The organism is Mycolicibacterium sp. MU0053, from assembly GCF_963378095.1.
Classification (GTDB): Bacteria; Actinomycetota; Actinomycetes; order Mycobacteriales; family Mycobacteriaceae; genus Mycobacterium; species Mycobacterium burgundiense.
On the sequence record NZ_OY726397.1, the window covers coordinates 1,504,519 to 1,527,188 of the forward strand.

Here is a 22,670-nt window from a genome sequence, read left to right on the forward strand (position 1 = left end):
CGCGGGCACGCCGCCGCGCCGATCCGCTCGGCGGGGCTCACCCGATGATGGCGGGCATGGTGTCCCACCCGCGCACCGTGGACGTCCGTGAGCGGCGGGCGCGGCTCAGGTCGACCTCCCACTTCGGGAACCGCTTGAGCACCTCCTCGAGTGCAATGCGGCCCTCCAGGCGGGCCAGTGGCGCACCGAGGCAGAAGTGCGCGCCGCGGCCGAAAGTCAGGTGCCCGCCCGGCTTGCGGTGGATGTCGAAGGCGTCGGGGTGCTCGAAATGGCGTTCATCGCGGTTGGCCGACGCGAGCATCATCAGCAGGGCGCTCCCGGCGGGCACCGTCTGCCCCTGGAAGCTCACGTCGTCGGTCGCCACGAACCGGGCGACGTGCGGGCCGGGCGGCTCAAAGCGCAGCAGTTCCTCGATGGCGACCGGGATGCGGGAGGGGTCCTCGACCAACTCCCGGCGTTGGTCGGGGTGCTCGGCGAGCACCTTGCCCATCCAGCCGAACAGCCGGCCGGTGGTTTCGACTCCGGCACCGGCGATGACGGCCAGGAAGATCAGCAACTCGTCGGTGCGGAGCCGGCGCGTGGTGCCGGTCTGGTCTTCGAATTCCACGTTGAGCAGCTCGGTGATCAGGTCGTCGGAGGGGTTCTTCTTGCGCCACGCGACGTAGTCGGTGAACATGTCGCCGTCGAAGTAGTGGTCCTTCTTGACCGGAAGCGGCTCACCCGGCTTGTTCCGCAACACCGCATGCGCCTGGGCGCGGACGGACGGCTGGTCAACATCGGGGATGCCGACCAGCATTCCGATGGTGCGCATCGGAAGCTCGGCGCCCAAGTCCTGGACGAAGTCGAACTCCTCGGCGCCGACCAGGGGATCCAGGCACGCGACACAGAAGGCGCGCACCTTGTCTTCGATCGCGCGGATCTGTTTCGGCATGAACATCCGTCCCACCAGCGTGCGGTGGATGGTGTGCAGCGGCGGATCCTCGTTGATGAAGACGCCGGGAGGCATCACCGGGTCGGCTTTGACGACCTCCAGAATGTCGCCCTTGGCGGAACTCAATCGATGCGGATCCCGCAGTGCCGCATCGACATCGGCATAACGACTGATGCCCCAGAAGTCGTGCCGTTCATTGTAGTAGAGCGGCTGCTCGTCGCGGAGCCGGCGATAGGTCGGGTAGGGATCGAGGTCGATCTCGACATCCCAGGGGTCGTAGTAGAGGTCCACGTCCGCTCCTTGGCTGAAAAGTCATGCGAATGTACAACAGCACCGCTGTACAAGCGTATAGCAGGGCGCGCTCAGCCGGTGCGGCGGCCGCGCCTTGTATCTACCTTTCCACTTCGCTATACATATGTACAGCGGTTGGGGCGCCGGCGATGAAGGAGCAGCCAAGTGAGTCGAGTAGCGGTAGTGACCGGCGGCGGGTCCGGGGTGGGACGATCCATCGCGGTCCGGCTGGCCGCCGACGGTCACCGCGTCGCGATAATGGACATCAACGCCGACGCGGCGGCGGAGGCGGCCGCCGAAGCGCAGGCTCAGGGCGACCAGGCGATCGGCCTGCGCGTCGATGTCGCCGACGAGGATTCGGTGACCGCGGCCTTCGCCGAGGTCCGCCAGGGACTCGGGCCGGTCGACATCCTGGTGACGAGTGCGGCGATCTCGGGCTTCACCCGGCTGGACAAGATCACCCTCGAGGAGTGGAACCGTTATCTGGCGGTCAACTTGACGGGGACCTTCCTGAGCGTGCGGGCGGCCCTGTCGGACATGGTGGCAGCGCACTGGGGCCGAATCGTGACGATCTCCTCGGCGGCCGGCCAGCGCGGCGCCGGGCGCCAGGCGCACTACTCGGCAACCAAGGGCGGCGTCATCGCGATGACAAAGTCCATCGCGATCGACTACGCGAGCAAGGGCATCACCGCAAACACCGTGCCACCCTTCGTCATCGACACGCCAATGCTGCGGGAACAACAAGAGGCCGGCAAGCTGCCGCCGGCGGAGTATCTGTTGCAGGCCATCCCGGCCGGACGCCTCGGCTCCGGCGACGACGTGGCCGAACTGTGTTCCTATCTGTGCTCCGACGGGGCAGGCTATGTGACGGGACAGGTCATCGGTGTCAACGGCGGGGCGGTGCTGTGAAAATGCCGAATACCCCGCTCGTCGCGGTCGTCACCGGAGCCAGCCGCGGCGCCGGCGCTGGCATCGCACACGCCCTCGGCAGCCACGGCGCCACCGTCTACGTCACCGGTCGCAGCCAATCTCCCGCCGACGCCCCGACTCCGGGGACGATCCAGGAGACAGCCGCCAAGGTCACGGCGGCCGGCGGGCAGGGCATTGCGGTGCGCGTCGATCACGGCGACGACGATCAGGTGCGGGCGTTGTTCGCGCGGATCGAACACGAGCAGGGGCGCGTCGACATCCTGGTCAACAACGCCGCGATCATCCGTGACGAGATGATGGCCCGCACCAAGTTCTGGGACGAGCCCATCAATGTCATCGACACCCTCGACGTGGGATTGCGCAGCAGCTACGTCGCCACGGTGTACGCCGCCCCGTTGATGCTGCCGCACCGGCATGGTCTGGTGGTGTTCACGTCGTCCTCGGGCTCGGTGCATTACGCCTTCGGCCCCGCCTACGGGGTGCCCAAGGCCGGCGTGGACAAGATGGCCGCGGATATGGCGTTCGACTTCAAGGAATTCGGCATCGCGGCGGTGTCGATCTGGATGGGGTCACTGCTCACCGACCGAGTGCGCAAGATCGTTGCCGCCAACCCCGACAAGCTCGGGCACATCCTGGATACCGCCGAGACTCCCGAGCTGACCGGACATGTGATCGCCGCGCTCTACAATGACCCCGACCTCATGGCGGTCACCGGTCAGACGCTGATCGGCGCGGAGTTGGCGGTCGAATACGGCATCAAGGACGAAGACGGCCGGCAACCGCCCTCGTACCGGGACCTGTTCGACGTGCATCCGCCCCAACAGCAGGCCCATGTCATGCGGTGACGAAACCGAAGGAGTGGCGCCGTGCGCATCGGACTGACAGGCGGCGGGTCTTCCGTCGATTCGATTGTGCGCCAAGCCCAACAGGCCGAAGCCGACGGGTTCTCCTCGCTGTGGTACGCCAGTGCGGTCGCCGGCGATCCGTTGGTGGCCATGGCGTTGGCCGGGGGCGCCACCGCCTCGATCGAGTTGGGGACGGCGGTCCTGCAGACCTACCCGTGTCACCCGCTGTTGCAGGCCAACCGCGTGGTGGCCGCCGCCAACGCGATGGGCCGACCCGGTCTCACGCTGGGCCTGGGGCCGTCGCACCGGCCGATCGTCGAAGACGTCCTGGGGCAGTCGTATGCGCGGCCGGCCCGCAACACCGAGGAGTATCTGCGGATCGTCGGCGCGCTGTTGCGCGACGGCGACGCCGACTTCGACGGCCAGGAGTGGAGCACGCACAGCAACGGCCGGATGGCCAAGTCCGACCATCCGATTCCCGTTCTGCTGGCGGCGCTTTCACCGCGGATGCTGACCATCGCCGGCCGGTATGCCGACGGTGTTGTGCTGTGGATGGCCGCGGCGCCGGCGATCGAGGAATCGATTGTCCCGGTGCTGCGGGCGGCGGCAATCGCGGCCGGTCGGCCGGCGCCGCGGGTGGTGGCCGGGCTACCGGTTGCGGTACACGACGACCTGGCGGCGGCTCGAGAAGCCGTGGCCGCGACCGCCACCGGATACGGTGCGGCGACCAACTTCGCGCGGATCATCGCATCCGGCGGCGGCGCATCGGCGGCCGATGTGGCGATAGTCGGCGACGAGGCCGCAGTGCAGGGCCAACTCGAGCGCCTGATCGAGGCGGGTGCCACCGACGTGTGGGCGCAACCCGTTGCGGTGGGTCAGGACCGGGAGCAACGGCGAGCCTCGTTGCAGCGCACCCGGACGCTGTTGAGCGCGCTGGCCCGCGCCACGGATCAGTCGGCCGGGTGAACCGAGTTATCCGGTGGTCACTTCTCGGTAGGCCGGGCGCCTGCGCCGTAGATGATGTCGGCCCGCGAGTTGTCCCAGCGGTTGCGAAACACCACATCGCCGACGGGGCGGCGCCGTACCGGGCCGTGCCGACCGCGCGGCCAGCCGACCACAACGTGCCCGGCCAGAATCCACTCCTCGGGCACGCCGGTGGCGGCGCGCAGGGTCTGTTCGCCCTCGTAGGCAGCCCAACTCGTGAAGCAGGCGCCCAGGCCCTGGGCGCGCGCGGCCAGATAAAAGTTCTGCATCGCCGGATAGATGGACCCGGCCTGCAGATGCTCGGAGGCGAAGTCATTCTTGAACGCTGCGAACAGGACCGAGGTCACTTCACCGGCGCGGTCGTGTAATTCGTAGGTGGCGCGGTTGTTTCGCGCCGCCCGGCTGTGGTCGTCGGCGGCGGGCCGGCTCATCCCATAGATGGACTCGATGGTTCGCAGCGCGGCCTGGGCGGCTTCGGCGACGGCGGCCCGCTGCTGCGGTGCGTCGAGCACGATGAATCGCCACAACTGTGCATTCGCGCCATTGGGGGCCCAGGTGGCGGCCTCGAGGCAGCGGTTGAGGGTCTCGTCGTCGACCGGCCGTTCGCTGAACCGGCGAATCGAGCGCGCGGTGGACAGCACTTCCCAGACGTCATTGGTCGGTTGGGGCATCTCATGGGTGTACTCCACGCGAGCTCAGATGTCGAGCATCTGCGCGGTTTGTCGCACGAACTCGTCAGACCGGGGTTGTGACCGGCCGCGCGTGCTGTACATTCGTATTGCATTCGGGGTGCGGTGTTCAATCGAGAGGAAAGTGTTGTGGTGAACGACAGGTTCGCAATGGACGGCAAGGTCGCCGTGATCACCGGCGGCGGAACGGGTATCGGCCGGGCATCGGCGCTGGTGCTGGCCGAACGCGGTGCCGATATCGTGTTGGCCGGCCGTCGCGAGGAACCGCTGAAGGCCACCGCACGCGAGATCGAAGCCTTGGGGCGGCGCGCGCTGACCGTCCCCACGGATGTCACCTCGGCAGAAGAGTGCCGGGCGTTGGTGGACGCCACGGTGGCGGAATTCGGCCGACTCGATGTGTTGCTCAACAACGCCGGCGGCGGCGAGACCAAATCGCTGATGAAGTGGACCGATGAGGAATGGCATCAGGTCCTGGACCTGAACCTCTCCAGCGCGTGGTACCTGTCGCGGGCGGCCGCCAAGCCGATGATCGAGCAGGGCAAGGGTTCGATCATCAACATCTCCTCGGGTGCCAGTCTGCTGGCGATGCCGCAGGCCGCGATCTACGGCGCGGCCAAGGCCGGCCTGAACAACCTGACCGGATCGATGGCCGCGGCCTGGACCCGAAAAGGTGTCCGAGTCAACTGCATCGCGTGCGGGGCGATCCGGACCCCGGGCTTGGAGGCCGACGCGGCGCGCCAGGGCTTCGACATCGACATGATCGGCAAGACCAACGCATCGGGCCGGATCGCCGATCCTGACGAGATTGGCTACGGCGTACTGTTTTTCGCCTCGGACGCCTCGAGTTACTGCTCCGGGCAGACCCTCTACATGCACGGCGGACCCGGCCCGGCCGGCGTCTGACGGCCCGTCACCACCTAGCACGGAGGTAGTTCAGATGAGTGTCAGCCACGTCGGACTTCGAGTGCGTGACCTCGAAAAGTCCACACAATTCTATGAAGCCCTCGGATTCACCGAAGCCAAGCGGCTGACCGTGCCCGACAATATCGCGGCCGGCCTGCTGGCGCTGGAACCCCCGATCGGGTTCGAGGCGGTCTATCTGCAGAAGGACGCGTTCGTCCTGCAGTTGTTGACCTTCGCTGACTACGCCGCCCCGGCCCAGCCCGAACGAACGATGGTCAACGCCGGCCTGACCCATCTGTCCATCGTCGTCGACGACATGGCACAGGCCCAGGATGCGGTGCGATCCGCGGGCGGCGCGATTATCGCGGAACCGCCCGGGGGATACGTCTGCATCGCCCGTGATCCGGAAGGGCAATTGATCGAGTTGATGCACGCCAGCGTGCGCCCGGTGCCGGCCGGCTGATCCGCACGGCCCGACCATTTTTACCGAACAGTTATCTCTGCGAAAGGACGCTTCATGTCGAACGATGATGAGCTCAAGCAACTGCGCGAGCGGCTGCAGTACCTCGAGGACCGCACCGCGATCTTGGATTGCGTGATGAAGCAGGCTCGCGGCCACGACCGACACGATGCGGAACTGATGGGCAGCGTGTACTTCGAGGACGGTATCGACGAGCACGGCCCCACCGTCAAGACCGGGCCGGAATACGGCGCCTGGGCCAACGGCGTGCACGAAATGGTGTTCGAGGATCACCTGCACAACGTCACCACCCACACCTGCGAGATCAACGGCGACGAGGCGCATGCCGAGAGCTACGTCATGGGCGCCATGCGAGCCAAGGGCGGCAAGATCGTCTCGCTGATGGGTGGGCGGTACCTCGACCGCCTGGAGCGTCGCGACGGCGAGTGGAAGATCGCACTGCGCCGGTGCACCATCGAGTGGATGATGAACGGCGACTCCTCGGTGCTGGCGTCGGGAGCGGTGAAGGGCTTCATCAAGGGCACCTGGGACCGGACCGACCCGTCTTACACGCGTCCGCTGCAGTTGGACAGCGAACCCGTCAGCCGCTGGTAGCCACGACACACTGAAGCATCCAGGTTGGTCCGGTACCCAGGTCGGTGCCGGACCGACTTGTTTCTCCGATAGGAGCCGCAATGGAACTCAACGATCGAGTCGCGCTGATCACCGGCGGTGGCTCCGGCATCGGCCGCGCGACGGCGCAGCGCCTGGCATCCGAAGGGATGCGGATCTGCGTGCTGGACATCGACAAGGACACCGCCTTGGGCGTCGCCGAATCGTTGGGCGGGCTCGGCCTGCAGTGCGATGTCTCCGATCCGGGACAGGTGGATCTGGCATTCGCCACGTGTACCGCCGAACTCGGCAGCGTGGATCTCGCGTTCCTCAACGCGGGCATCACCATTGATTGGTCCGGGGACATCGGCACGCTCGACCTGGCGGCCTATCACCGGTCCGTCGGGGTCAACGTCCACGGCGTGGTCTTCGGTGCGGCGGCGGCCGTGCGCGCGATGCGGGCCCGCAGCACCGGAGGCGCCGGCGTCGTATTGGCGACCGCCTCCCTGGCCGGCATCCTGCCCTGGCATCCCGATCCGGTCTACTCGCTCGGGAAACACGCCGTGGTCGGGTTCATGCGCTCGATCGCGCCCAATCTGGCCGCCGAAGGCATCGCCGTGCACACGATTTGCCCGGGCATCACCGAAACCGGGGTGCTCGGTGATCGGCGCCAACTCGTCGAGCGCATCGGCGTCCCGGTGATGGAGCCGGAGCAGGTGGCCGATGCGGTGCTGACCGCCATCGCCGCGCCCACCGAGGCCACCGGTTCGTGCTGGGTGGTCCAGCACGGAAAGCCGTCCTGGGCAATGGAATTCGCCGACTTCGAGTGCCGGGACGTGCGGCTGAACGTGCCCGTTGCGCGGGCCGGGCGCGACTGATCCTCAGCCCACGATGGTGGGCATGCTGTCCCAGCCCCGCACCGTCGCAGTCGGCGCCCGCACCGCGTTGTCCAGGTCCACGGACCAGTCTGGCCACCGCTTCAGGATCTCCTCCAACGCGACGCGGCCCTCGAGTCGAGCCAACGAGGCGCCGAGGCAGAAGTGCGTGCCGCGGCCGAAGGACAGATGGTTGGCGTTGCGGTGGATGTCGAACCGGTCGGGGTCGTCGAACTTGCGGTCATCGCGGTTGGCCGCACCGGACATCAGGAGCAGCGCGCTGCCGGTGGGGATGGTCTGGCCGTGGTATTCGACGTCCTTGGCCACGTAGCGGGCGATATGGTGCACCGGCGGTTCGAAGCGCAGCACTTCCTCGACCGCGCCGGCGATCAAGGACGGGTCGGCGACCAACTCGCGGCGCTGGTCGGGGTGCTCGCCCAGCAGCTTGCCCAGCCAGCCGAACAGGCGGCCGACCGTTTCGGTGCCGGCGTTGGCGATGACGCCCAAGAACACCAGCAACTCCTCGGTGCGCAACCGGCGTCGGGTGCCCGTGACGTCATCGAACTCGACATTGAGCAACTCGGTGACGAGATCATCGGAGGGATTCTGGGACCGCCACTGCACGTAGTCGGCGAACATGTTGCCGTTGAAGTAGTTGGTCTTGCTGACCTTCAGCGGCTGCCCCGGGGTGTTGCGCAACCTGCGGCCGGCAATCGAGCGGACATCGCGTTGCAGCGAATCGGGCATCCCGACCAGCATGCCGATCACCCGCATGGGCATCTCGGCGCCCAAGTCCAGGGTGAAGTCGAAGCGGTCTCCGTCGGTCAGCGGATCCAGGCATGCCGCGCAGAACGCGCGGACCTGCTCCTCGATGGCCCGCATCTTCTTCGGCGTGAAGGCGCGCGACACCAGCAGCCGGTGCACGGTATGCAGTGGGGGATCTTCGTTGATGAAAACACCCAACGGCATCACCGGTTCGGCTTTGACGACTTCGAGAATGTCGCCCTTGGCCGAACTGAGATTCTCCACATCGCGCAGGCCGGTCTCGACATCGGCGAACCGGCTCAGGCCCCAGAAGTCGAGCTTGTCGTTGTAGTACACCGGCGCCTCGTCCCTGAGACGTCGGTAGGTGGGGTACGGATCCGTGTCGAGGGCGACGTCGTAGGGATCGTAGTAGAGCTGACCGTCGTCACTTGGTCCCATGCTGCTCCTAAGTCTTTGCGCCGCCGGATGACCGGCGCGTGCAGTACGATCGTACAGCACACGCCCGACCCGGAGGAGCGGCAATGGACCTCGGCTTCATCTCACTGAACACGCCACGAGACCTGACCCCCAATGTGCTGGGCGCCGAATTGGAATCGCGGGGCTTCGAATCATTCTGGGTTGGCGAACATCCGCAGATTCCGGTGGCGGCGGCCGATCAGTTCTATCCGGGTCTGCTGTCGGCGCAGAAGCGCATGTGGGACCCGCTGCTGTCGCTGATGATGGCCGCGCAGGCGACCAGCACGCTGCGCGTCGGCACCGCGGTGGCGCTGCCGCTGGAGCGCGAGATATTCACCCTGGCAAAGCAAGTCGCGACCCTGGACCAGATGAGCGGCGGTCGGCTGCTGTTCGGGGTGGGGGTGGGAATGCGGGCGGAGTTCGAGGTGTCGCAATCCATCGCCTGGCCTGATCGCTATCGAGCACTCGGCGACATGGTCGGGGCGCTCACCGCGCTGTGGACCGAGGACGAGGCCGAACATCAGGGCGAGTTCTACGATTTCGAGCCGGTCTGGTCCTATCCCAAGCCGCAGCAGCAACCGCGGCCGCCCGTGCTGACCTCGGCGACCGGCCCCAAGGCGCTGCGCGCCAGCCTGGCGTGGGCCGATGGTTGGCTACCCGGGGACGCGGCCCTCGGCGACGTCGCCGCCGCGGTCGAGCAGTTCCGTCGGCTGGCGCAAGAGGCGGATCGCGATCCGGCGACCATGGATATGACGATCATGGCCTGGGGCGATCCGGCGCCGGAGGTGCTGGCCCGCTACCGCGAGCTGGGTTTCAACCGGGTGGTGCTGGGCGGCGGGCGTCGTGGCGGTGGCGACCCGGCGTCGACGTTGGAGTTCCTCGATCGATACGCGGTGCTGGCCGAGCAGCTGAGCTGAGTCGCCGCGGGACTTCAGCGGCGCCGCGCACCGCCGCGAGTCGGCGGCGTGGCCGGCTCCGCGTCCAATGACTCCAGAAACTTCTCGAACGCCGCCGTCACCTCTTTGTGCGCCGTCTTCACCCCGACGCCCTCCTCGAGGCTCAAGAACTTGGGGATGCCCGACATCAGCAGCTGCAGCGCCGACAGCGAGAGGTCACCACCCAGGCGGGCGTCCTTGCCGTACTTGGCGGCCAAGGCGTCGACCTGGACCTTGCGCATCCGCTTGGTGACTTTCGCGATCTCGGCCTGAATCGATTTGCGGTGGTTGCCCAGGGCCATGAACTCGGTCATCATGGCGCCGGTGGCCTCGCGCTGGTTGTAGTTCCACAACGTTTTCAGCGGGTCGTCGGGGTTCTCCCGCAAGGTCTTGGTCAAGTACTCGAGGTTGCGTTCGGAATAGCGCCGGATCGCGGACAGGAAGATGTCGTCGAGGGTGGGGAAGTAGTACTGCACCAGGCTGGGTGTGACGCCGGCCTCGGAGGCCAGCGCGCGATAGCTGATGCTGGCGTACCCCGTGTCGAGCAACAACTGTTCGACGCAATCGAGCAGGGCGTCGCGCGTCTTGGACGTCTCGGCGCCGACGCGCCGCGGTGCTGCTGCCATGGTCTCCTCGCTCATCTCGAACGCCTACATCTTGACACGCGATGTCCGTACTTCCGACGTATGACGGCTCCGGGCGCCCTTGACGGGACATCGACCGCTGCTATACATATGTATAGCAGCGGGGCCGCGCCGATGCGGACCTGCATGCGCGCTGCGGAGGAGTCCGATGTCCAAACGAATGATCTTCACCCTGCTGGTGATGAACTCCATCGGCCACAACTTCCACGGCGGCTGGCGGCACCCCGACGCCCGTAACCGGGAGTTCAAGAGCTTTGACATGTGGGTCGAACTGGCGAAGAAGGCCGAGCGGGCCCGTTTCGACGCGTTCTTCTTCACGGATCTGCTTGGCGTACAGGGTGAGTACAACGGATCCCGCGACGTCGTCTTCGAGCAGGCGATGAACGTGCCGATCGGCGATTGCACCATGCTGCTGCCGGTGCTCGCCAGGGAGACCACCGATATCGGCCTGATGTACACCAGTTCGGTGATCCAACAGCACCCGTTCGCCTTCGCCCGTCAGGTCTCGACGCTCGATCACCTCAGCAACGGACGCGTCGGGTGGAACATCGTGACCTCGGCCAATGAGCGTGCGTTCGCCAACTTCGGTGTGCCGGGCGGGCTGTCGCACGACCAGCGCTACGAATGGGCCGAAGAGTACGTGGACGTCGCGTACAAGCTGTGGGAAGCGTCGTGGGACATCGGTGCCGTCGTCGACGATCCCGAGCGGGGCGTCTACACCGACCCCGCGAAAGTGCACGACATCAACCATGTCGGTCAGCGTTACCGCGTCGAGGGGTACAACCTGATGGAGCCCTCGCCGCAGCGCACTCCGCTGTTGGCGCAGGCCGGCGGGTCCCCGGTCGGCCTCGACTTCGCGAGTCGGCACGCCGAGGTGATGTTCCTGTCGGCCTTCACCCCGGAAGCCATTGCCCAGCAGGTGAGTACGGTGCGCGGACTGGCTCGCTCACACGGTCGCCGTGACGAGGACATCGTGTTCCTGCAGGGCTTGATGTTTGTCGTCGGCTCCACCGATGAAGAGGCCAACCGGAAGTGGATGGAACTGGAGCAGTGGCGTTCCCAGGAGGCCCAGGCCGCCTACTTCGCGAGCCTCAGCGGCATGGATCTCGGCCAATATGACCCCGATACACCGCTGGCGGACATCGTCGACACGATGCCCGGCATCCGCGGGGCGTTCCTGTCGCTGATCAATGCATGGCCCACCGGCAGCCAACCGACGATCAAGGACTTCCTCACCACGATGTCGCTGCCGCAGATGGTGGTCGGGTCGCCGGAGACCATCGCGACCCGGCTGCTGGAGTTCCAGGCGGCCGGCTCCGACGGCGTGCAGGTGATGAACATGCTGCTGCCGCAGAGCTACGACGACTTCTTCGAGCACGTGGTCCCGGTGCTGCAGGACAAGGGGATCATGCAGACGGAGTACCGGCCGGGAACGTTGCGGCAGAAGATCTTCGACACCGACCGTCCGCACATCTCGGAACGGCACCCGGCGCACGGCTACCGCGGAATGTGCTGCTGACACGGCTGGCCACTGGGGTACCGAAATTCAGTGGAAAATCTGTACGCCGGTGGCAACTCGGGCCGGGAAAACTAAAGCTGGGCCAGCCGTGGCACCGAACCGCGGGCCCGCAGGCCGGCTCCGGCCCTACGGGTGAGTTCCCTTGAGCTGCCCAATAGTCCGTCGAGCACCAGGGCGCGCTTCACGTGCACGTGCAGATCGTGTTCCGCGGTGAACCCGATGCCGCCCAGCACCTGCTGGCAATGCTTGGCCGCGGTCAGGGCGGCCTTCCCGGCGGCAGCCTTGGCCAGCAGGGCGGTCAGGTCGGGGTTGTCGGTCCCGGGCAGCGTCAGCGTTGCCTCGGCGCCCTCGATGGCCACCAGTGTTTCGGCGAGCCGGTGCCGGACCGCCTGGAACGACGCGATCGGCTTGCCGAACTGCACCCGGTCCAGCGCGTGTTGGCGGGCCAGGCCCAGCATCGCCCGGGCCGCTCCGACCAGCCACCAGCCCACCGCCAGGCGCGCCTCGGCGACCCGGATCGGGTAACCCTCGTCTTCGCGACGCAACGGCAGCCCGCCCAGCGTCGGATTGGCGGCGTCGCTGGGGCCGCGGTCCCATACCACCCAGGTGTTGCCGGCATAGGGCAGCGGGAGTTCCACGTCCGCACCGATCTCGTTGCCGGTCGCGTGTAGCACAACGTCGACGAGAATCGAAGCATGCGAGCCGGTTTCGCCCAGCAGGCGGAACACCAGTGGCACCGCCGTATCGGAGGCCTCCGCCAGCATCTCGGCCCAGCCCATCTCGGTCAGTGCGGCATCGAGGTCCGGGCCGGCGGTGGAGAGCATGGTCTTACGTAGCGACACCTCGAGCATGTCGAGCGACTCTTGGTCCACGATCACTCCTTCCCGAGATCCAGCAGCCGGCGGGCGATGATGTTGCGCTGTACCTCGCCGGTGCCGCCGTAAATGGTGGCCGCCCGCGAGTACAGATACTCGGTCCGCCATTCGGAGTCGTCGAGCTCGATGACTCCGGGCAACAGATTGCGGGCGGTGTCGTAGAGCTGTTGTTCCGCGCCGGCCAGTAGCACCTTGTCGATCGAGGTGTCCGGACCCAGCTTCTGGCCCGCGGCGAGCCGATGCTGGGTGGCGCGCGATCGGCAGCGCAGCGTGTGCAACGCCAGGTACGCGTCGCCCATCTCCGAATCGATGGCCTGGCCCTGCCTTTTCACGTCGTCGACCAAGGCATCGAAGCGCGAGTACAGGTAGGCGATGCGCTGCCAGAAACAGGTCGAGCGTTCGTACGGCAGCAGATCCATCGCCAGCTGCCAGCCGTCGCCGGGCTTGCCCAGCATCCGGCTTTCGTCGACCACCACGTCGTCGAAGTACACCTCGCAGAACTCGTCGACGTCGTGCATGGTCCGCAGCGGCCGCACCGTGACACCCGGGGTGTCGAGGTCGACGAAGAATGCGGTGATGGCCTGGTGGCTCGGGGTGTCCGGCCCGCCGGTCCGGGTGAGCAACACACACCGGGTGGCGTACTGCGCGAAGCTGGTCCACACCTTCTGGCCGTTGATCACCCAGCTGTCGCCGCGCTGCTCGGCCCGGGTCGACAGCGACGCCAGATCGCTTCCCGCGCCCGGTTCCGAGAACCCTTGGCACCAGGATTCCTCGCCCGACAACAGCCTCGGCACCATCTCGGCGGCCAGTTCGGGCCGCGCATAGTCGATCATCGTCGGAGTCAGCACCTCGAGCATCGAGTACGGCCCCGGGTGGTCCAGCCGACGACCGACGATCTCCTCGCCGACGATCGCCCGAAGGATGCCCGGGCCGCCGAGACCCCCGGCGGATTCCGGCCAGCCGTAACGCATCCAGCCCGCGTCGTACAGGGCCTTCAACACCCGCAGGTGCTGCGCCTGATGCGCGTCCAGGCTGTCCGCACCGGGCGGCGCGCTCAGGTCGTTCTCGTCCAGCCAGGCGCGCAGCGCGGTCCGGAATGCCGCGGGGTCGTGAAGCTCGGTCATCCGGCCTCGGGCCTGCCGATCGCGTGGGGACGCCCGTGGTCGTGGTCGCCGTTGCGTCGGATGAAGGTCATGGCGCGCGTCTGCAGTCGCCACCCCTCGGCGGTGCGGACATACGTGTCGCGGTAGTAGCCGATCCGCATGTCGTGTTTGGAGTGCTCGATGAAGCACAGCGGCTGGGTGCCCGACGCGGTGTCGGCGCCTTCAACCAGGTCGACGAGTGCGGTGCCCGTCATGAACAGGCCCTTGGGGGCGGCGTCGACGAGAACCGGGAACCGGCTCAGCGTGTAGGTCTCCCCGAACGCGCTGTAGGTGCCGTCCGGCGTGAAAACGCTGATCAGGCCCTCGATGTCGCCCTGGGTGATGGTGACCGCGTATTTGGCGAGCACCTGCTGGATCTCGATCAGGTCCTCGGTGCGGGTCGGCTTGTCAGTTGGCGGAGTCATTGCGGAAGACCTTACCTCCCTTCATTACAAAGTTCACATTTCGTGTAACGCCGATATCGGCCAGCGGATCGCCGGGCACGGCGATGATGTCGGCCAGCAGACCCGCGGCCAGGCGGCCGCGATCGGTGACGTTGATCAGGTCCGCGGCCACCACCGTGGCGGCGCGCAGCACCGCGGCCGGCGGCAGGCCCCATTCCACCAGCGTGACCAGTTCGTCGGCGTTCTTGCCGTGCGGGATCGCCGGGGCATCGGTGCCGACGGCGATCTTGGCTCCGGCCTCGTAGGCCGCCTTGATGGAGGTGCGTGCCATGGGGAACATCTCGGCGGCCTTGTCCTGCAGGGCCTTTGGTGCCTTGGATACGTCCATGGCCTCGGCGAGACGACGGGTGCTGACCAGGAAGCGGTCATTGTCGACCAGCATCTGGATGGCCTCGTCGTCCATCAGGAAACCGTGTTCGATGCAGTCGATCCCGCACGCGATCGCGTGTTTGACGGCCTCGGCACCGTGGGTGTGCGCGGCCACCCGCAATCCGCGCCGGTGTGCCTCGTCGACGATCACGCGCAACTCTTCGTCCGAATAGTGCTGGGCGCCGGCCTCGCCGGTCAGCGACATGACCCCGCCCGAGCAGCACACCTTGATCAGCTGTGCGCCGTGCTTGATCTGGTAGCGCACGGCCTTGCGGATCTCGTCGACCCCGTTGGCGATGCCCTCCTCGATGGTCAGTTCGAGGACGCCGGGCATGAACCCCGCGAACATGGTGGGGTCCAGATGCCCGCCGGTGGGCGTGATGGCGTGGCCGGCCGGGATGATTCGCGGTCCCTCGATCAGGCCGTTGTCGATCGCCTTGCCCAGCGCGACGTCCAGCAGATACCCGCCGGTCTTGACGAACAGGCCGAGGTTGCGCACCGTGGTGAAGCCGGCGCGCAGCGTGCGGCGGGCGTTGCCCACCGCGCGCAGCACCCGTGTCGGTGGATCGTCCTGCACCTGGGACAGGCCCGGGTTCTCGCCCCGGCCGCCCATCAGCAGGTTGACCTCCATGTCCATCAGGCCGGGCAACAGGATCGAATCGCCGAGATCGATGACGTCCCCTTCGGGGGCCCCGCCGATCCCGACGATCCGGTCGCCGTCGACGTGGACGAGGCCGGGGCGAATGATCTCCCCGGCCTCGACGTCGAGCAGGCCGGCCGCTTTGAGGGAGATCACCCCTAGACCACCGGCTCCCGGATGATCTCGACCCATGCCGCGCCACTGTCGAGCACGCGCGGCTGCTTCCAGACCTCGACCGGGAAGCTGACCATGACCACCGACTGCATCAGATGCATCAGCCGCTTGGCCTGCTCGGGCATGTCGTGCAGCGGGAAGCGGGCGTCGAGGTACACCATGACCTCCTCGAGCCGCGCCATGCCGGCGTCGTAGAGCTCCTGCATCTCGTCCATCGAGGAGGCCAGCCGCTTGGCGTAGCGCTCCGGCTCGGTGGCCAGGATCCAGTCGCTGAACCGCTCCAGGTCGGCGAATTCGGCGGGCAGCAAGGCCTCTTTGGTGTCAGACATGTGCGGCTCCCTTCAGGTTCCCGTTGTTTTTGGTGGCCTCGGCGGCGGCCTGTTCCAACTTGTACTTGTCGACATACTTGTGTGCGGTGTGGTGCAGGTGCCGCAGCAGGATCTCCTGATCGCACAGCGGGAACTCGGTGACGGCCCGGGTGCCGATCTGAGTCTGCGTGGCCTCCAAGGTATTCGCATCCTGCAGCGCGTACTCCTTGAATGTCACCGCGGCCAGCTCCTGGCTCAACCGCTGACGGGTGTTCTTCGGCGGCACGAAGTAGAGGTTCGCCTCGAAGATGTGGGTGTCCACGCCCGTCGGCCAGTAGTTGTAGGTCAGGTACCAGCCCGGAACCCACAGCAGCAGCGTGAAGTTGGGGAAGAACTCGAACGAGTCCTGACCCCAGGTGGGCTGGCGGGCCGGGTTGACCGCCGGTGGCAGCTCATCCGGCAGGATGCCCTTGATGTCGGGCCGGTCCCACGGGCCGAACAGACCGCTGTGCAGGATCCGCTCGATGGGCTTGACCATGTTGAGGTCCTTCGGCGGTGACATGCCGCCCCAGGACGAGATCATCGAGTGCTGGTCCTTGATGTCGTAATGCAGCGCCTCGAAGCCGATCTTGGCCAGCTTCTCGGCCTCTTCCTTGGTTGCCTGCTTCATGTGCAGGATCGGCGCGTGGTAGAACTCGACGAATGCGTCGATGAACAGCTTCCAGTTCGCCTTGATCTCGGAGCGGTAGCTGTAGACCTCGGTCATCTCGTGGAAGGGGTAACCCTCCAGGCCCTTGCCGAAGTCGCCGAGGTAGTCGACCAAAGGTTCGGCATCATCGTCGAAGTTGACGAAGATGAAGCCCTCCCAGATCTCGCAGCGCACGGGCCGCAGGCCATAGTCGGCCTTGTCCACGTCGAAGAACTCGTCTTCCTGCTGGATGAAGGTCAGGTCGCCCTTGGTGCTGTACCGCCACGCGTGGTACTTGCAGGTGAACTGTCGGCAGCTGCCAGAGACCTCCTCATTGGGGTAGTCGTTCCAGACCAGCTTGTTGCCGCGGTGCCGGCACATGTTGTAGAACGCCCGAACCTCGCCGTCCTTGTCCTTGACGAGGATGATCGAGGTGCCGGCGCCCACTGACGGCATTTCGCGGGTGAAGTAGCTTCCGGTCTTGGGGAGCCGCTCGACGCGGCCGACCTGTAGCCACAGCTTGCGGAAGATCGCCTGCTGTTCCAGCTTCCAGTGCTCGGGGTCAATGGAGTCGGTGTAGTCGACCGGCGCGGTGCCGAGCTCGGGCCAGTTCTCGGTCCAGCTGCCGACGGCCGGTTTCGGAAAGTAAGCCATTGGTATCTCCTGTTCTTTACGACGCGCGGTGCCGTGCCGACGCGGGGCGGCGAAGCCTCGGGGGCTGAGGCCGGAGGCGAGCGGAGCCGGCTGGGGGCGCCCCGATGTCGCATATGCGCGACGTCGATGATGTCATCAGACCGGTCTCCTCTCGCTCACGAGAATCATATTCTCATATCCGGATAACAGATTTCCACTAACTTGCCGTTTGGTCAACGTCGGGTTCTGGGCGCGTCACCGGTCCGAATCCCGGACCGTGCCGCCGACCAGCGGATTCGCCCGGAAGGCGATTGTGCGGGAGGGTGGCGGATATTGATTCTCGGCAAGCGAGAAGCTAGTTTCCTACTTGAGAGAACGCGGGAAGTTTCGCGCGTTGCCGTCGGTGTGGCCGCCCGGAGATCCGAACAGCCAGGGCCCGGGTGCCCTACATGGAAGGAAGTGCCATGCACAAAGACGACATGATTTTGATTTCGGTGGACGATCACATCATCGAACCGCCGGACATGTTCAAGAACCACCTGCCGGCCAAGTACGCCGACGAGGCGCCGCGGCTGGTGCACAACGCCGACGGGTCCGATACCTGGCAGTTCCGCGATGTGGTGATCCCGAACGTGGCACTCAACGCGGTGGCCGGTCGACCCAAGGAGGAATACGGGCTGGAACCCCAGGGCCTCGATGAGATCCGCAAGGGCTGCTACGACCCCGCGGAGCGGGTCAAGGACATGAGCGCCGGCGGGGTGTTGGCCACCATGAACTTCCCGTCGTTCCCCGGATTCGCGGCGCGGCTGTTCGCCACCGACGACGACGACTTCTCGATGGCCCTGGTACAGGCCTACAACGACTGGCATATCGACGAGTGGTGCGGCAGCCACCCGGGACGCTTCATCCCGATGGCGATTCCGGCGATCTGGAACCCGAACCTGTGCGCCCAGGAGATTCGTCGTGTTGCCGAGAAGGGGGTGCACTCGCTGACTTTCACCGAAAACCCCTCCACGCTGGGCTACCCGTCCTTCCATGACCTGGAGTACTGGCGTCCGATGTGGGAAGCGCTGGTCGATACCGAGACGATCATGAACGTGCACATCGGATCCTCGGGCAAGCTGGCGATCACCGCCCCGGATGCGCCGATGGACGTGATGATCACGCTGCAGCCCATGAACATCGTGCAGGCCGCCGCGGATCTGTTGTGGTCGGCGCCGATCAAGGAGTTCCCGACGCTGAAGATCGCGTTGAGTGAGGGCGGCACGGGTTGGATTCCGTACTTCCTGGACCGGGTGGATCGCACCTACGAGATGCATTCGACCTGGACCAAACAGGACTTCGGCGGCAAGCTGCCCTCGGAGGTGTTCCGGGAGCACTTCATGACGTGCTTCATCTCCGATCCGGTGGGCGTGAAGAACCGGCACCTGATCGGGGTCGACAACATCTGCTGGGAAATGGACTACCCCCACAGCGACTCGATGTGGCCCGGGGCCCCGGAGGAACTCTCCGCGGTCTTCGACACCTATGAGGTCTCCGACGACGAGATCAACAAGATGACCCACGAGAACGCCATGCGCCTCTACCAGTTCGAACCGTTTGCACACATCCCCAAGGACCAGGCCACCGTCGGGGCGCTGCGCAAATCCGTCGAAGGGCACGATGTTTCGATTCAGGCCCTGTCGCACGACCGCGATCCCCATGCGGCCGTGGGCATGGACGCGCTGACCGCGGCCGCCGAGGCGAACTCCTCAGCCCGGTAATTGCCGGATTCGAGAACAGCGGGTGGGCCGCCACCGGTAGCCGGTGGCGGCCGCTCGGTTGCCGTCCACGTGCGGCGGCAACGAATATTGCATCAGTGAGAACGTGAGGGACACAACATGTCTGGCGGAATGAGTTTCGACCTGACCGAGGATCAGCAGCTGATCCGGAAATCGGTGGCCGAGTTGGCGTCGAAGTTCGACGACCACTACTGGATGACCAAGGACCAGGAGCACGAGTTCCCCCAGGAGTTCTACGACGCCATCGCCAAGGGCGGCTGGCTCGGCATGACCATTCCCGAGCAGTACGGCGGACACGGATTGGGCATCACCGAGGCCACCATCCTGGCCGAGGAGGTCGCGCGCTCCGGTGGTGCGATGAACGCCGCGAGCGCCATCCACCTGTCGATCTTCGGGATGCAACCGGTGGTGGTGTTCGGCTCGGACGAGATGAAGGCCGCCACGCTGCCCCGCATCGTCACGGGCGACCTGCACGTCTGCTTCGGGGTCACCGAACCCGGCGCGGGTCTGGACACCTCGCGCATCACGACCTTTGCCAAGCGGGACGGCGATCATTACGTGGTCAACGGACGCAAGGTGTGGATCTCCAAGGCGTTGGAGTCGGAGAAGATCCTGCTTTTGGCCCGGACCACCCCCTATGACGACGTCACCAAGAAGACCGACGGGATGTCACTGTTCCTCACGGATCTGGACCGCGCCCGGGTCGACATCCGGCCGATCCGCAAGATGGGCCGCAACGCAGTCTCGTCCAACGAGCTGTTCATCGACGACCTGCGGGTGCCCGTCGAGGATCGAATCGGCGAGGAGGGCAAGGGATTCCAGTACATCCTGCACGGGCTGAACCCGGAGCGGATGCTGATCGCGGCCGAGGCGCTCGGCATCGGTCGGGTGGCGCTGGACCGGGCGGTCAAGTACGCCAACGAGCGGCACGTCTTCGATCGGCCGATCGGCATGAATCAGGGCATCCAGTTCCCGTTGGCGGACTCGTTGGCCCGCCTCGACGCAGCGGAGCTGATCCTGCGCAAGGCGACCTGGCTCTATGACAACGGGAAACCGTGTGGGCGCGAGGCCAACATGGCCAAATACCTCTGCGCCGACGCCGGCTTCGGGGCCGCCGATCGTGCCCTACAGACCCACGGCGGCATGGGTTACTCCGAGGAGTACAACATCTCGCGCTTCTTCCGGGAGTCGCGCCTGATGAAGATCGCCCCGGTCAGCCAGGAGATGATCCTGAACTACCTGGGGTCCCACGTCCTGGGCCTACCGCGCAGCTACTGAGGATTACGTCATGACCACCGACACCGCGGCGCGAATCAACGGGCAGATGCTGCCGGTTGTCGGCGGCGTGGTTATGTGAACCGTATGCAGAACACCGCCCCGTTGGCCGGGATCACCGTAGTGGCGATGGAACAGGCCATCTCGGCACCGATGTGCACCCGGGTGCTCTCCGACTTCGGCGCCCGCGTCATCAAGGTGGAGAACCCCAAGGGCGGGGACTTCGCCCGGGACTACGACGACGTGGTGAACGGACCGAACGGCCTTGCGGCCCACTTTGTCTGGGCCAACCGCGGCAAGGAGTCCATCACCTTGGACCTGAAGTCGCCCGCCGGCATCGACATCCTGCACCGACTGCTGGACCGCGCCGACGCGCTGGTGTCCAACCTCGCTCCCGGGGCACTGGCACGGATGCAGCTGGCGGCCTCCGACCTGCGTGCGCGGCACCCGAACGTGATCCCGGTGGAGATCGACGGTTACGGGCCCGGTGGCCCGATCTCCCACAAGCGGGCCTACGACCTGCTGGTGCAGGCGGAGTCGGGCACCTGCGCGGCGACGGGGTATCCGGGCATGCCGGCCAAGCCGGGCCCGCCGGTGGCCGACGTCTCCACCGGGTTGTATGCGGCGCTGTCGATCATGGCGCTGCTCATCGCGCGCGAGCGCCACGGTGCCGGAACCGCCCCCGGGGTGGCCGTCAGCCTGTTCGACACCATGACCGACATCATGGGCTATCAACTGACCTACACCCAGCACTCCGGGATCGATCAGGAGCCGCTCGGCATGAGTTCGCCGGCGGTGGCTCCGTACGGATCGTTCCCCACCCGCGATGGCCAGACCGTGGTGTTGGGAACCACCAACGACCGCGAGTGGCAACGGCTGGCGCGCGAGATCATCGATCGCCCCGACCTGGCCGACGATCCTCGCTACCGATCCAACTCCCAGCGCTGCGCCCACCGCGATACACTCAACGCGGCCATCGAATCCTGGTGCGCCCAACACGATCTGGACTTCATCCAACACAAGGCCGACGAGGCGGGGATCGGTAACTCCCGGTACAACCGGCCCAGCGAGGTCATCGCGCATCCACAGCTGCAGGCCCGCGATCGCTGGCGGCAGGTCGACACCCCGAAGGGGCCGATCTCGGCCTTGCTGCCGCCGCCGGTGATCGAGGGCTTCGAACAGCCCATGGGCGCGGTCCCGGGACTCGGCGAACACACCGACGCGCTGCTGACCGAACTGGGCTTCGACGCGGCGGGCATCGCGCAACTACGTGAGCAGGGCGCGATCGGGCCGTCCTATTCGGCTATGACGCACTGAGATTCAAGGCGGAGGAACAATGCGAGAAACAGTCATCGTCGGGGCGGTACGCACGCCGGTCGGCAAGCGCAACGGCGGGCTCGCCCAAACGCATGCCGCCGACCTGTCGGCACTGGTGCTGACCGAACTGGCGGCGCGCACCGGACTCGACGTCGAGACCGTCGACGACGTCATCTGGGGCTGCGTGTCCCAGGTGGGCGATCAGTCCAGCAACATCGGGCGCTACGCGGTGCTGGCAGCCGGTTGGCCCGAACACATCCCGGGGACCACGGTGAACCGGGCCTGCGGATCCAGCCAGCAGGCGCTAGATTTCGCGGTGCAAGCGGTGATGTCCGGTCAGCAGGATGTCGTGGTCGCCGGCGGCGTGGAGGTCATGAGCCGGGTCCCGTTGGGCGCCGCGCGCGCAACCGGGATGCCCTACGGCCCGAAAGCCCTTGCCCGCTATGGCGGTTTCGAGTTCAACCAGGGCACCGGCGCCGAAATGATCTGTGCGAAATGGGGCTTCGACCGGACCGCGGTCGACGAGTACGCCGTCCGCTCGCATGAACTGGCTGCCGCGGCGCAGGACGCCGGCGCGTTCGCCGATCAGATCGTGCCGGTGTCCACCGAGGCCGGCGTGGTCGACGCCGACGAGGGCATCCGGCGCGGCACCACGGTGGAGAAACTCGCCGGGCTCAAGCCGGCATTCAAAGACGACGGCATGATCCACGCCGGGAACTCCTCGCAGATCTCCGACGGTGCCGCCGCGCTGCTGGTGATGACCGCCGAGCGTGCGCGCGACCTCGGGATGACCCCGCTGGCGCGCTACGTCGCCGGCGCGGTCACCGGCGCCGATCCGGTGCTGATGCTGACCGGTCCGATCCCGGCCACCGAGAAGGTGCTGCGCAAGGCCGGTTTGGGCATTGGCGACATCGGCGTGTTCGAGGTCAACGAGGCGTTTGCGCCGGTGCCGATGGCTTGGCTGGCCGACACCAGGGCCGACGTGGACCGGCTCAACCCGCTCGGCGGGGCCATCGCACTGGGTCACCCGCTGGGTGCCTCCGGGGCGGTACTGATGACCCGGATGATTCATCACATGCGCGACAACGGCATTCGCTACGGGTTGCAGACCATGTGCGAGGGCGGCGGCACGGCCAACGCCACCGTGGTCGAGCTCGTCTAGCAC

The 22,670-nt window shown here is 66.4% G+C and carries 23 protein-coding genes; 13 read left to right on the forward strand and 10 right to left on the reverse strand.

The window, feature by feature from the left end; all coding sequences use genetic code 11:
- Positions 1-37: 37 nt before the first annotated feature.
- Positions 38-1,222 (reverse strand): cytochrome P450, encoded by a 1,185-nt coding sequence (locus RCP80_RS07155; RefSeq protein WP_308481673.1) that lies wholly within the window; start codon positions 1,220-1,222, stop codon positions 38-40.
- 165 nt (positions 1,223-1,387) lie between these two features.
- Here RCP80_RS07155 and RCP80_RS07160 point away from each other — a divergent pair, with 165 nt between their 5' ends.
- From RCP80_RS07160 to RCP80_RS07170, 3 genes are read left to right on the forward strand one after another with little or no spacing between them, the layout of a single operon-like run.
- On the forward strand, positions 1,388-2,131 hold the full coding sequence (locus RCP80_RS07160; RefSeq protein ID WP_308481674.1) for an SDR family oxidoreductase: 744 nt from the start codon (positions 1,388-1,390) through the stop codon (positions 2,129-2,131).
- Positions 2,132-2,133: 2 nt separating this feature from the next.
- Complete coding sequence (locus RCP80_RS07165; RefSeq protein ID WP_308481675.1) at positions 2,134-2,997, forward strand: SDR family NAD(P)-dependent oxidoreductase; 864 nt, start codon at positions 2,134-2,136, stop codon at positions 2,995-2,997.
- Between the two features lie 21 nt (positions 2,998-3,018).
- Positions 3,019-3,963: a TIGR03564 family F420-dependent LLM class oxidoreductase gene (locus tag RCP80_RS07170; protein WP_308481676.1), complete on the forward strand. Its 945-nt coding sequence runs from the start codon at positions 3,019-3,021 to the stop codon at positions 3,961-3,963.
- Between the two features lie 17 nt (positions 3,964-3,980).
- Here RCP80_RS07170 and RCP80_RS07175 read toward each other — a convergent pair whose 3' ends face one another.
- A complete protein-coding gene (locus RCP80_RS07175; RefSeq protein WP_308481677.1) occupies positions 3,981-4,652 on the reverse strand; it encodes a nitroreductase family protein in 672 nt (223 codons plus the stop codon).
- Between the two features lie 150 nt (positions 4,653-4,802).
- Here RCP80_RS07175 and RCP80_RS07180 point away from each other — a divergent pair, with 150 nt between their 5' ends.
- From RCP80_RS07180 to RCP80_RS07195, 4 genes are all read left to right on the forward strand, one after another.
- Positions 4,803-5,573 (forward strand): SDR family NAD(P)-dependent oxidoreductase, encoded by a 771-nt coding sequence (locus RCP80_RS07180; RefSeq protein ID WP_308481678.1) that lies wholly within the window; start codon positions 4,803-4,805, stop codon positions 5,571-5,573.
- A 34-nt stretch (positions 5,574-5,607) separates the two neighbouring features.
- Positions 5,608-6,036 carry a VOC family protein gene (locus tag RCP80_RS07185; protein ID WP_308481679.1) on the forward strand — a complete coding sequence of 143 codons (429 nt, stop codon included), beginning with the start codon at positions 5,608-5,610 and terminating at the stop codon, positions 6,034-6,036.
- A 54-nt stretch (positions 6,037-6,090) separates the two neighbouring features.
- On the forward strand, positions 6,091-6,648 hold the full coding sequence (locus tag RCP80_RS07190; protein WP_308481680.1) for a nuclear transport factor 2 family protein: 558 nt from the start codon (positions 6,091-6,093) through the stop codon (positions 6,646-6,648).
- Between the two features lie 80 nt (positions 6,649-6,728).
- Positions 6,729-7,523, forward strand: a complete 795-nt coding sequence (locus RCP80_RS07195; protein WP_308481681.1) for an SDR family oxidoreductase — start codon at positions 6,729-6,731, stop codon at positions 7,521-7,523.
- A 3-nt stretch (positions 7,524-7,526) separates the two neighbouring features.
- Here the strand turns inward: RCP80_RS07195 and RCP80_RS07200 are convergent, their stop codons facing one another.
- Positions 7,527-8,723 carry a cytochrome P450 gene (locus tag RCP80_RS07200; RefSeq protein ID WP_308481682.1) on the reverse strand — a complete coding sequence of 399 codons (1,197 nt, stop codon included), beginning with the start codon at positions 8,721-8,723 and terminating at the stop codon, positions 7,527-7,529.
- A gap of 83 nt (positions 8,724-8,806) precedes the next feature.
- On the opposite strand from RCP80_RS07200, the gene RCP80_RS07205 reads away from it, so the two are divergent.
- A complete protein-coding gene (locus tag RCP80_RS07205; RefSeq protein WP_308481683.1) occupies positions 8,807-9,658 on the forward strand; it encodes a TIGR03619 family F420-dependent LLM class oxidoreductase in 852 nt (283 codons plus the stop codon).
- A 14-nt stretch (positions 9,659-9,672) separates the two neighbouring features.
- Here the strand turns inward: RCP80_RS07205 and RCP80_RS07210 are convergent, their stop codons facing one another.
- On the reverse strand, positions 9,673-10,302 hold the full coding sequence (locus RCP80_RS07210) for a TetR/AcrR family transcriptional regulator (protein ID WP_308482734.1): 630 nt from the start codon (positions 10,300-10,302) through the stop codon (positions 9,673-9,675).
- A 166-nt stretch (positions 10,303-10,468) separates the two neighbouring features.
- Here RCP80_RS07210 and RCP80_RS07215 point away from each other — a divergent pair, with 166 nt between their 5' ends.
- Positions 10,469-11,839, forward strand: coding sequence for an LLM class flavin-dependent oxidoreductase (locus RCP80_RS07215; RefSeq protein ID WP_308481684.1), 1,371 nt, complete (start codon positions 10,469-10,471; stop codon positions 11,837-11,839).
- A gap of 71 nt (positions 11,840-11,910) precedes the next feature.
- Here RCP80_RS07215 and RCP80_RS07220 read toward each other — a convergent pair whose 3' ends face one another.
- Genes RCP80_RS07220 through RCP80_RS07245 form a run of 6 tightly spaced genes read right to left on the reverse strand, consistent with a single transcriptional unit; the run spans position 11,911 to position 17,153 of the window.
- Complete coding sequence (locus RCP80_RS07220; protein ID WP_308481685.1) at positions 11,911-12,711, reverse strand: acyl-CoA dehydrogenase family protein; 801 nt, start codon at positions 12,709-12,711, stop codon at positions 11,911-11,913.
- 2 nt (positions 12,712-12,713) lie between these two features.
- Positions 12,714-13,838 (reverse strand): acyl-CoA dehydrogenase family protein, encoded by a 1,125-nt coding sequence (locus tag RCP80_RS07225; protein ID WP_308481686.1) that lies wholly within the window; start codon positions 13,836-13,838, stop codon positions 12,714-12,716.
- Complete coding sequence (locus tag RCP80_RS07230; RefSeq protein ID WP_308481687.1) at positions 13,835-14,281, reverse strand: nuclear transport factor 2 family protein; 447 nt, start codon at positions 14,279-14,281, stop codon at positions 13,835-13,837. Before RCP80_RS07230 ends, RCP80_RS07225 begins: the two co-directional genes overlap by 4 nt.
- The gene (locus RCP80_RS07235; protein ID WP_308481688.1) at positions 14,265-15,485 is read right to left on the reverse strand and encodes a metal-dependent hydrolase family protein; all 1,221 of its coding nucleotides are present in this window, start codon (positions 15,483-15,485) and stop codon (positions 14,265-14,267) included. Before RCP80_RS07235 ends, RCP80_RS07230 begins: the two co-directional genes overlap by 17 nt.
- Before the next feature lie 2 nt (positions 15,486-15,487).
- Complete coding sequence (locus RCP80_RS07240; RefSeq protein ID WP_308481689.1) at positions 15,488-15,832, reverse strand: hypothetical protein; 345 nt, start codon at positions 15,830-15,832, stop codon at positions 15,488-15,490.
- Positions 15,825-17,153 (reverse strand): SRPBCC family protein, encoded by a 1,329-nt coding sequence (locus tag RCP80_RS07245; RefSeq protein WP_308481690.1) that lies wholly within the window; start codon positions 17,151-17,153, stop codon positions 15,825-15,827. Before RCP80_RS07245 ends, RCP80_RS07240 begins: the two co-directional genes overlap by 8 nt.
- 443 nt (positions 17,154-17,596) lie before the next feature.
- Here RCP80_RS07245 and RCP80_RS07250 point away from each other — a divergent pair, with 443 nt between their 5' ends.
- The 4 genes from RCP80_RS07250 to RCP80_RS07265 all read left to right on the forward strand — a co-directional run bounded on the left by RCP80_RS07250 (position 17,597) and on the right by RCP80_RS07265 (position 22,667).
- Positions 17,597-18,895, forward strand: a complete 1,299-nt coding sequence (locus tag RCP80_RS07250; protein WP_308481691.1) for an amidohydrolase family protein — start codon at positions 17,597-17,599, stop codon at positions 18,893-18,895.
- A 117-nt stretch (positions 18,896-19,012) separates the two neighbouring features.
- Positions 19,013-20,191, forward strand: coding sequence for an acyl-CoA dehydrogenase family protein (locus RCP80_RS07255; RefSeq protein ID WP_308481692.1), 1,179 nt, complete (start codon positions 19,013-19,015; stop codon positions 20,189-20,191).
- Between the two features lie 84 nt (positions 20,192-20,275).
- Positions 20,276-21,505, forward strand: a complete 1,230-nt coding sequence (locus tag RCP80_RS07260) for a CaiB/BaiF CoA transferase family protein (protein ID WP_308481693.1) — start codon at positions 20,276-20,278, stop codon at positions 21,503-21,505.
- Between the two features lie 19 nt (positions 21,506-21,524).
- Positions 21,525-22,667 carry a thiolase family protein gene (locus RCP80_RS07265; RefSeq protein ID WP_308481694.1) on the forward strand — a complete coding sequence of 381 codons (1,143 nt, stop codon included), beginning with the start codon at positions 21,525-21,527 and terminating at the stop codon, positions 22,665-22,667.
- Positions 22,668-22,670: the final 3 nt, after the last annotated feature.

Coding starts and splice junctions, on each gene's coding strand:
- RCP80_RS07165 (WP_308481675.1), top strand. CDS start 2,134: ATGCCGAATACCCCGCTCGTCGCGGTCGTCACCGGAGCCAGCCGCGGC.
- RCP80_RS07175 (WP_308481677.1), bottom strand. CDS start 4,652: ATGCCCCAACCGACCAATGACGTCTGGGAAGTGCTGTCCACCGCGCGC.
- RCP80_RS07185 (WP_308481679.1), top strand. CDS start 5,608: ATGAGTGTCAGCCACGTCGGACTTCGAGTGCGTGACCTCGAAAAGTCC.
- RCP80_RS07190 (WP_308481680.1), top strand. CDS start 6,091: ATGTCGAACGATGATGAGCTCAAGCAACTGCGCGAGCGGCTGCAGTAC.
- RCP80_RS07195 (WP_308481681.1), top strand. CDS start 6,729: ATGGAACTCAACGATCGAGTCGCGCTGATCACCGGCGGTGGCTCCGGC.
- RCP80_RS07200 (WP_308481682.1), bottom strand. CDS start 8,723: ATGGGACCAAGTGACGACGGTCAGCTCTACTACGATCCCTACGACGTC.
- RCP80_RS07205 (WP_308481683.1), top strand. CDS start 8,807: ATGGACCTCGGCTTCATCTCACTGAACACGCCACGAGACCTGACCCCC.
- RCP80_RS07210 (WP_308482734.1), bottom strand. CDS start 10,302: ATGGCAGCAGCACCGCGGCGCGTCGGCGCCGAGACGTCCAAGACGCGC.
- RCP80_RS07215 (WP_308481684.1), top strand. CDS start 10,469: ATGTCCAAACGAATGATCTTCACCCTGCTGGTGATGAACTCCATCGGC.
- RCP80_RS07225 (WP_308481686.1), bottom strand. CDS start 13,838: ATGACCGAGCTTCACGACCCCGCGGCATTCCGGACCGCGCTGCGCGCC.
- RCP80_RS07230 (WP_308481687.1), bottom strand. CDS start 14,281: ATGACTCCGCCAACTGACAAGCCGACCCGCACCGAGGACCTGATCGAG.
- RCP80_RS07240 (WP_308481689.1), bottom strand. CDS start 15,832: ATGTCTGACACCAAAGAGGCCTTGCTGCCCGCCGAATTCGCCGACCTG.
- RCP80_RS07245 (WP_308481690.1), bottom strand. CDS start 17,153: ATGGCTTACTTTCCGAAACCGGCCGTCGGCAGCTGGACCGAGAACTGG.
- RCP80_RS07250 (WP_308481691.1), top strand. CDS start 17,597: ATGCACAAAGACGACATGATTTTGATTTCGGTGGACGATCACATCATC.
- RCP80_RS07255 (WP_308481692.1), top strand. CDS start 19,013: ATGTCTGGCGGAATGAGTTTCGACCTGACCGAGGATCAGCAGCTGATC.
- RCP80_RS07260 (WP_308481693.1), top strand. CDS start 20,276: ATGCAGAACACCGCCCCGTTGGCCGGGATCACCGTAGTGGCGATGGAA.
- RCP80_RS07265 (WP_308481694.1), top strand. CDS start 21,525: ATGCGAGAAACAGTCATCGTCGGGGCGGTACGCACGCCGGTCGGCAAG.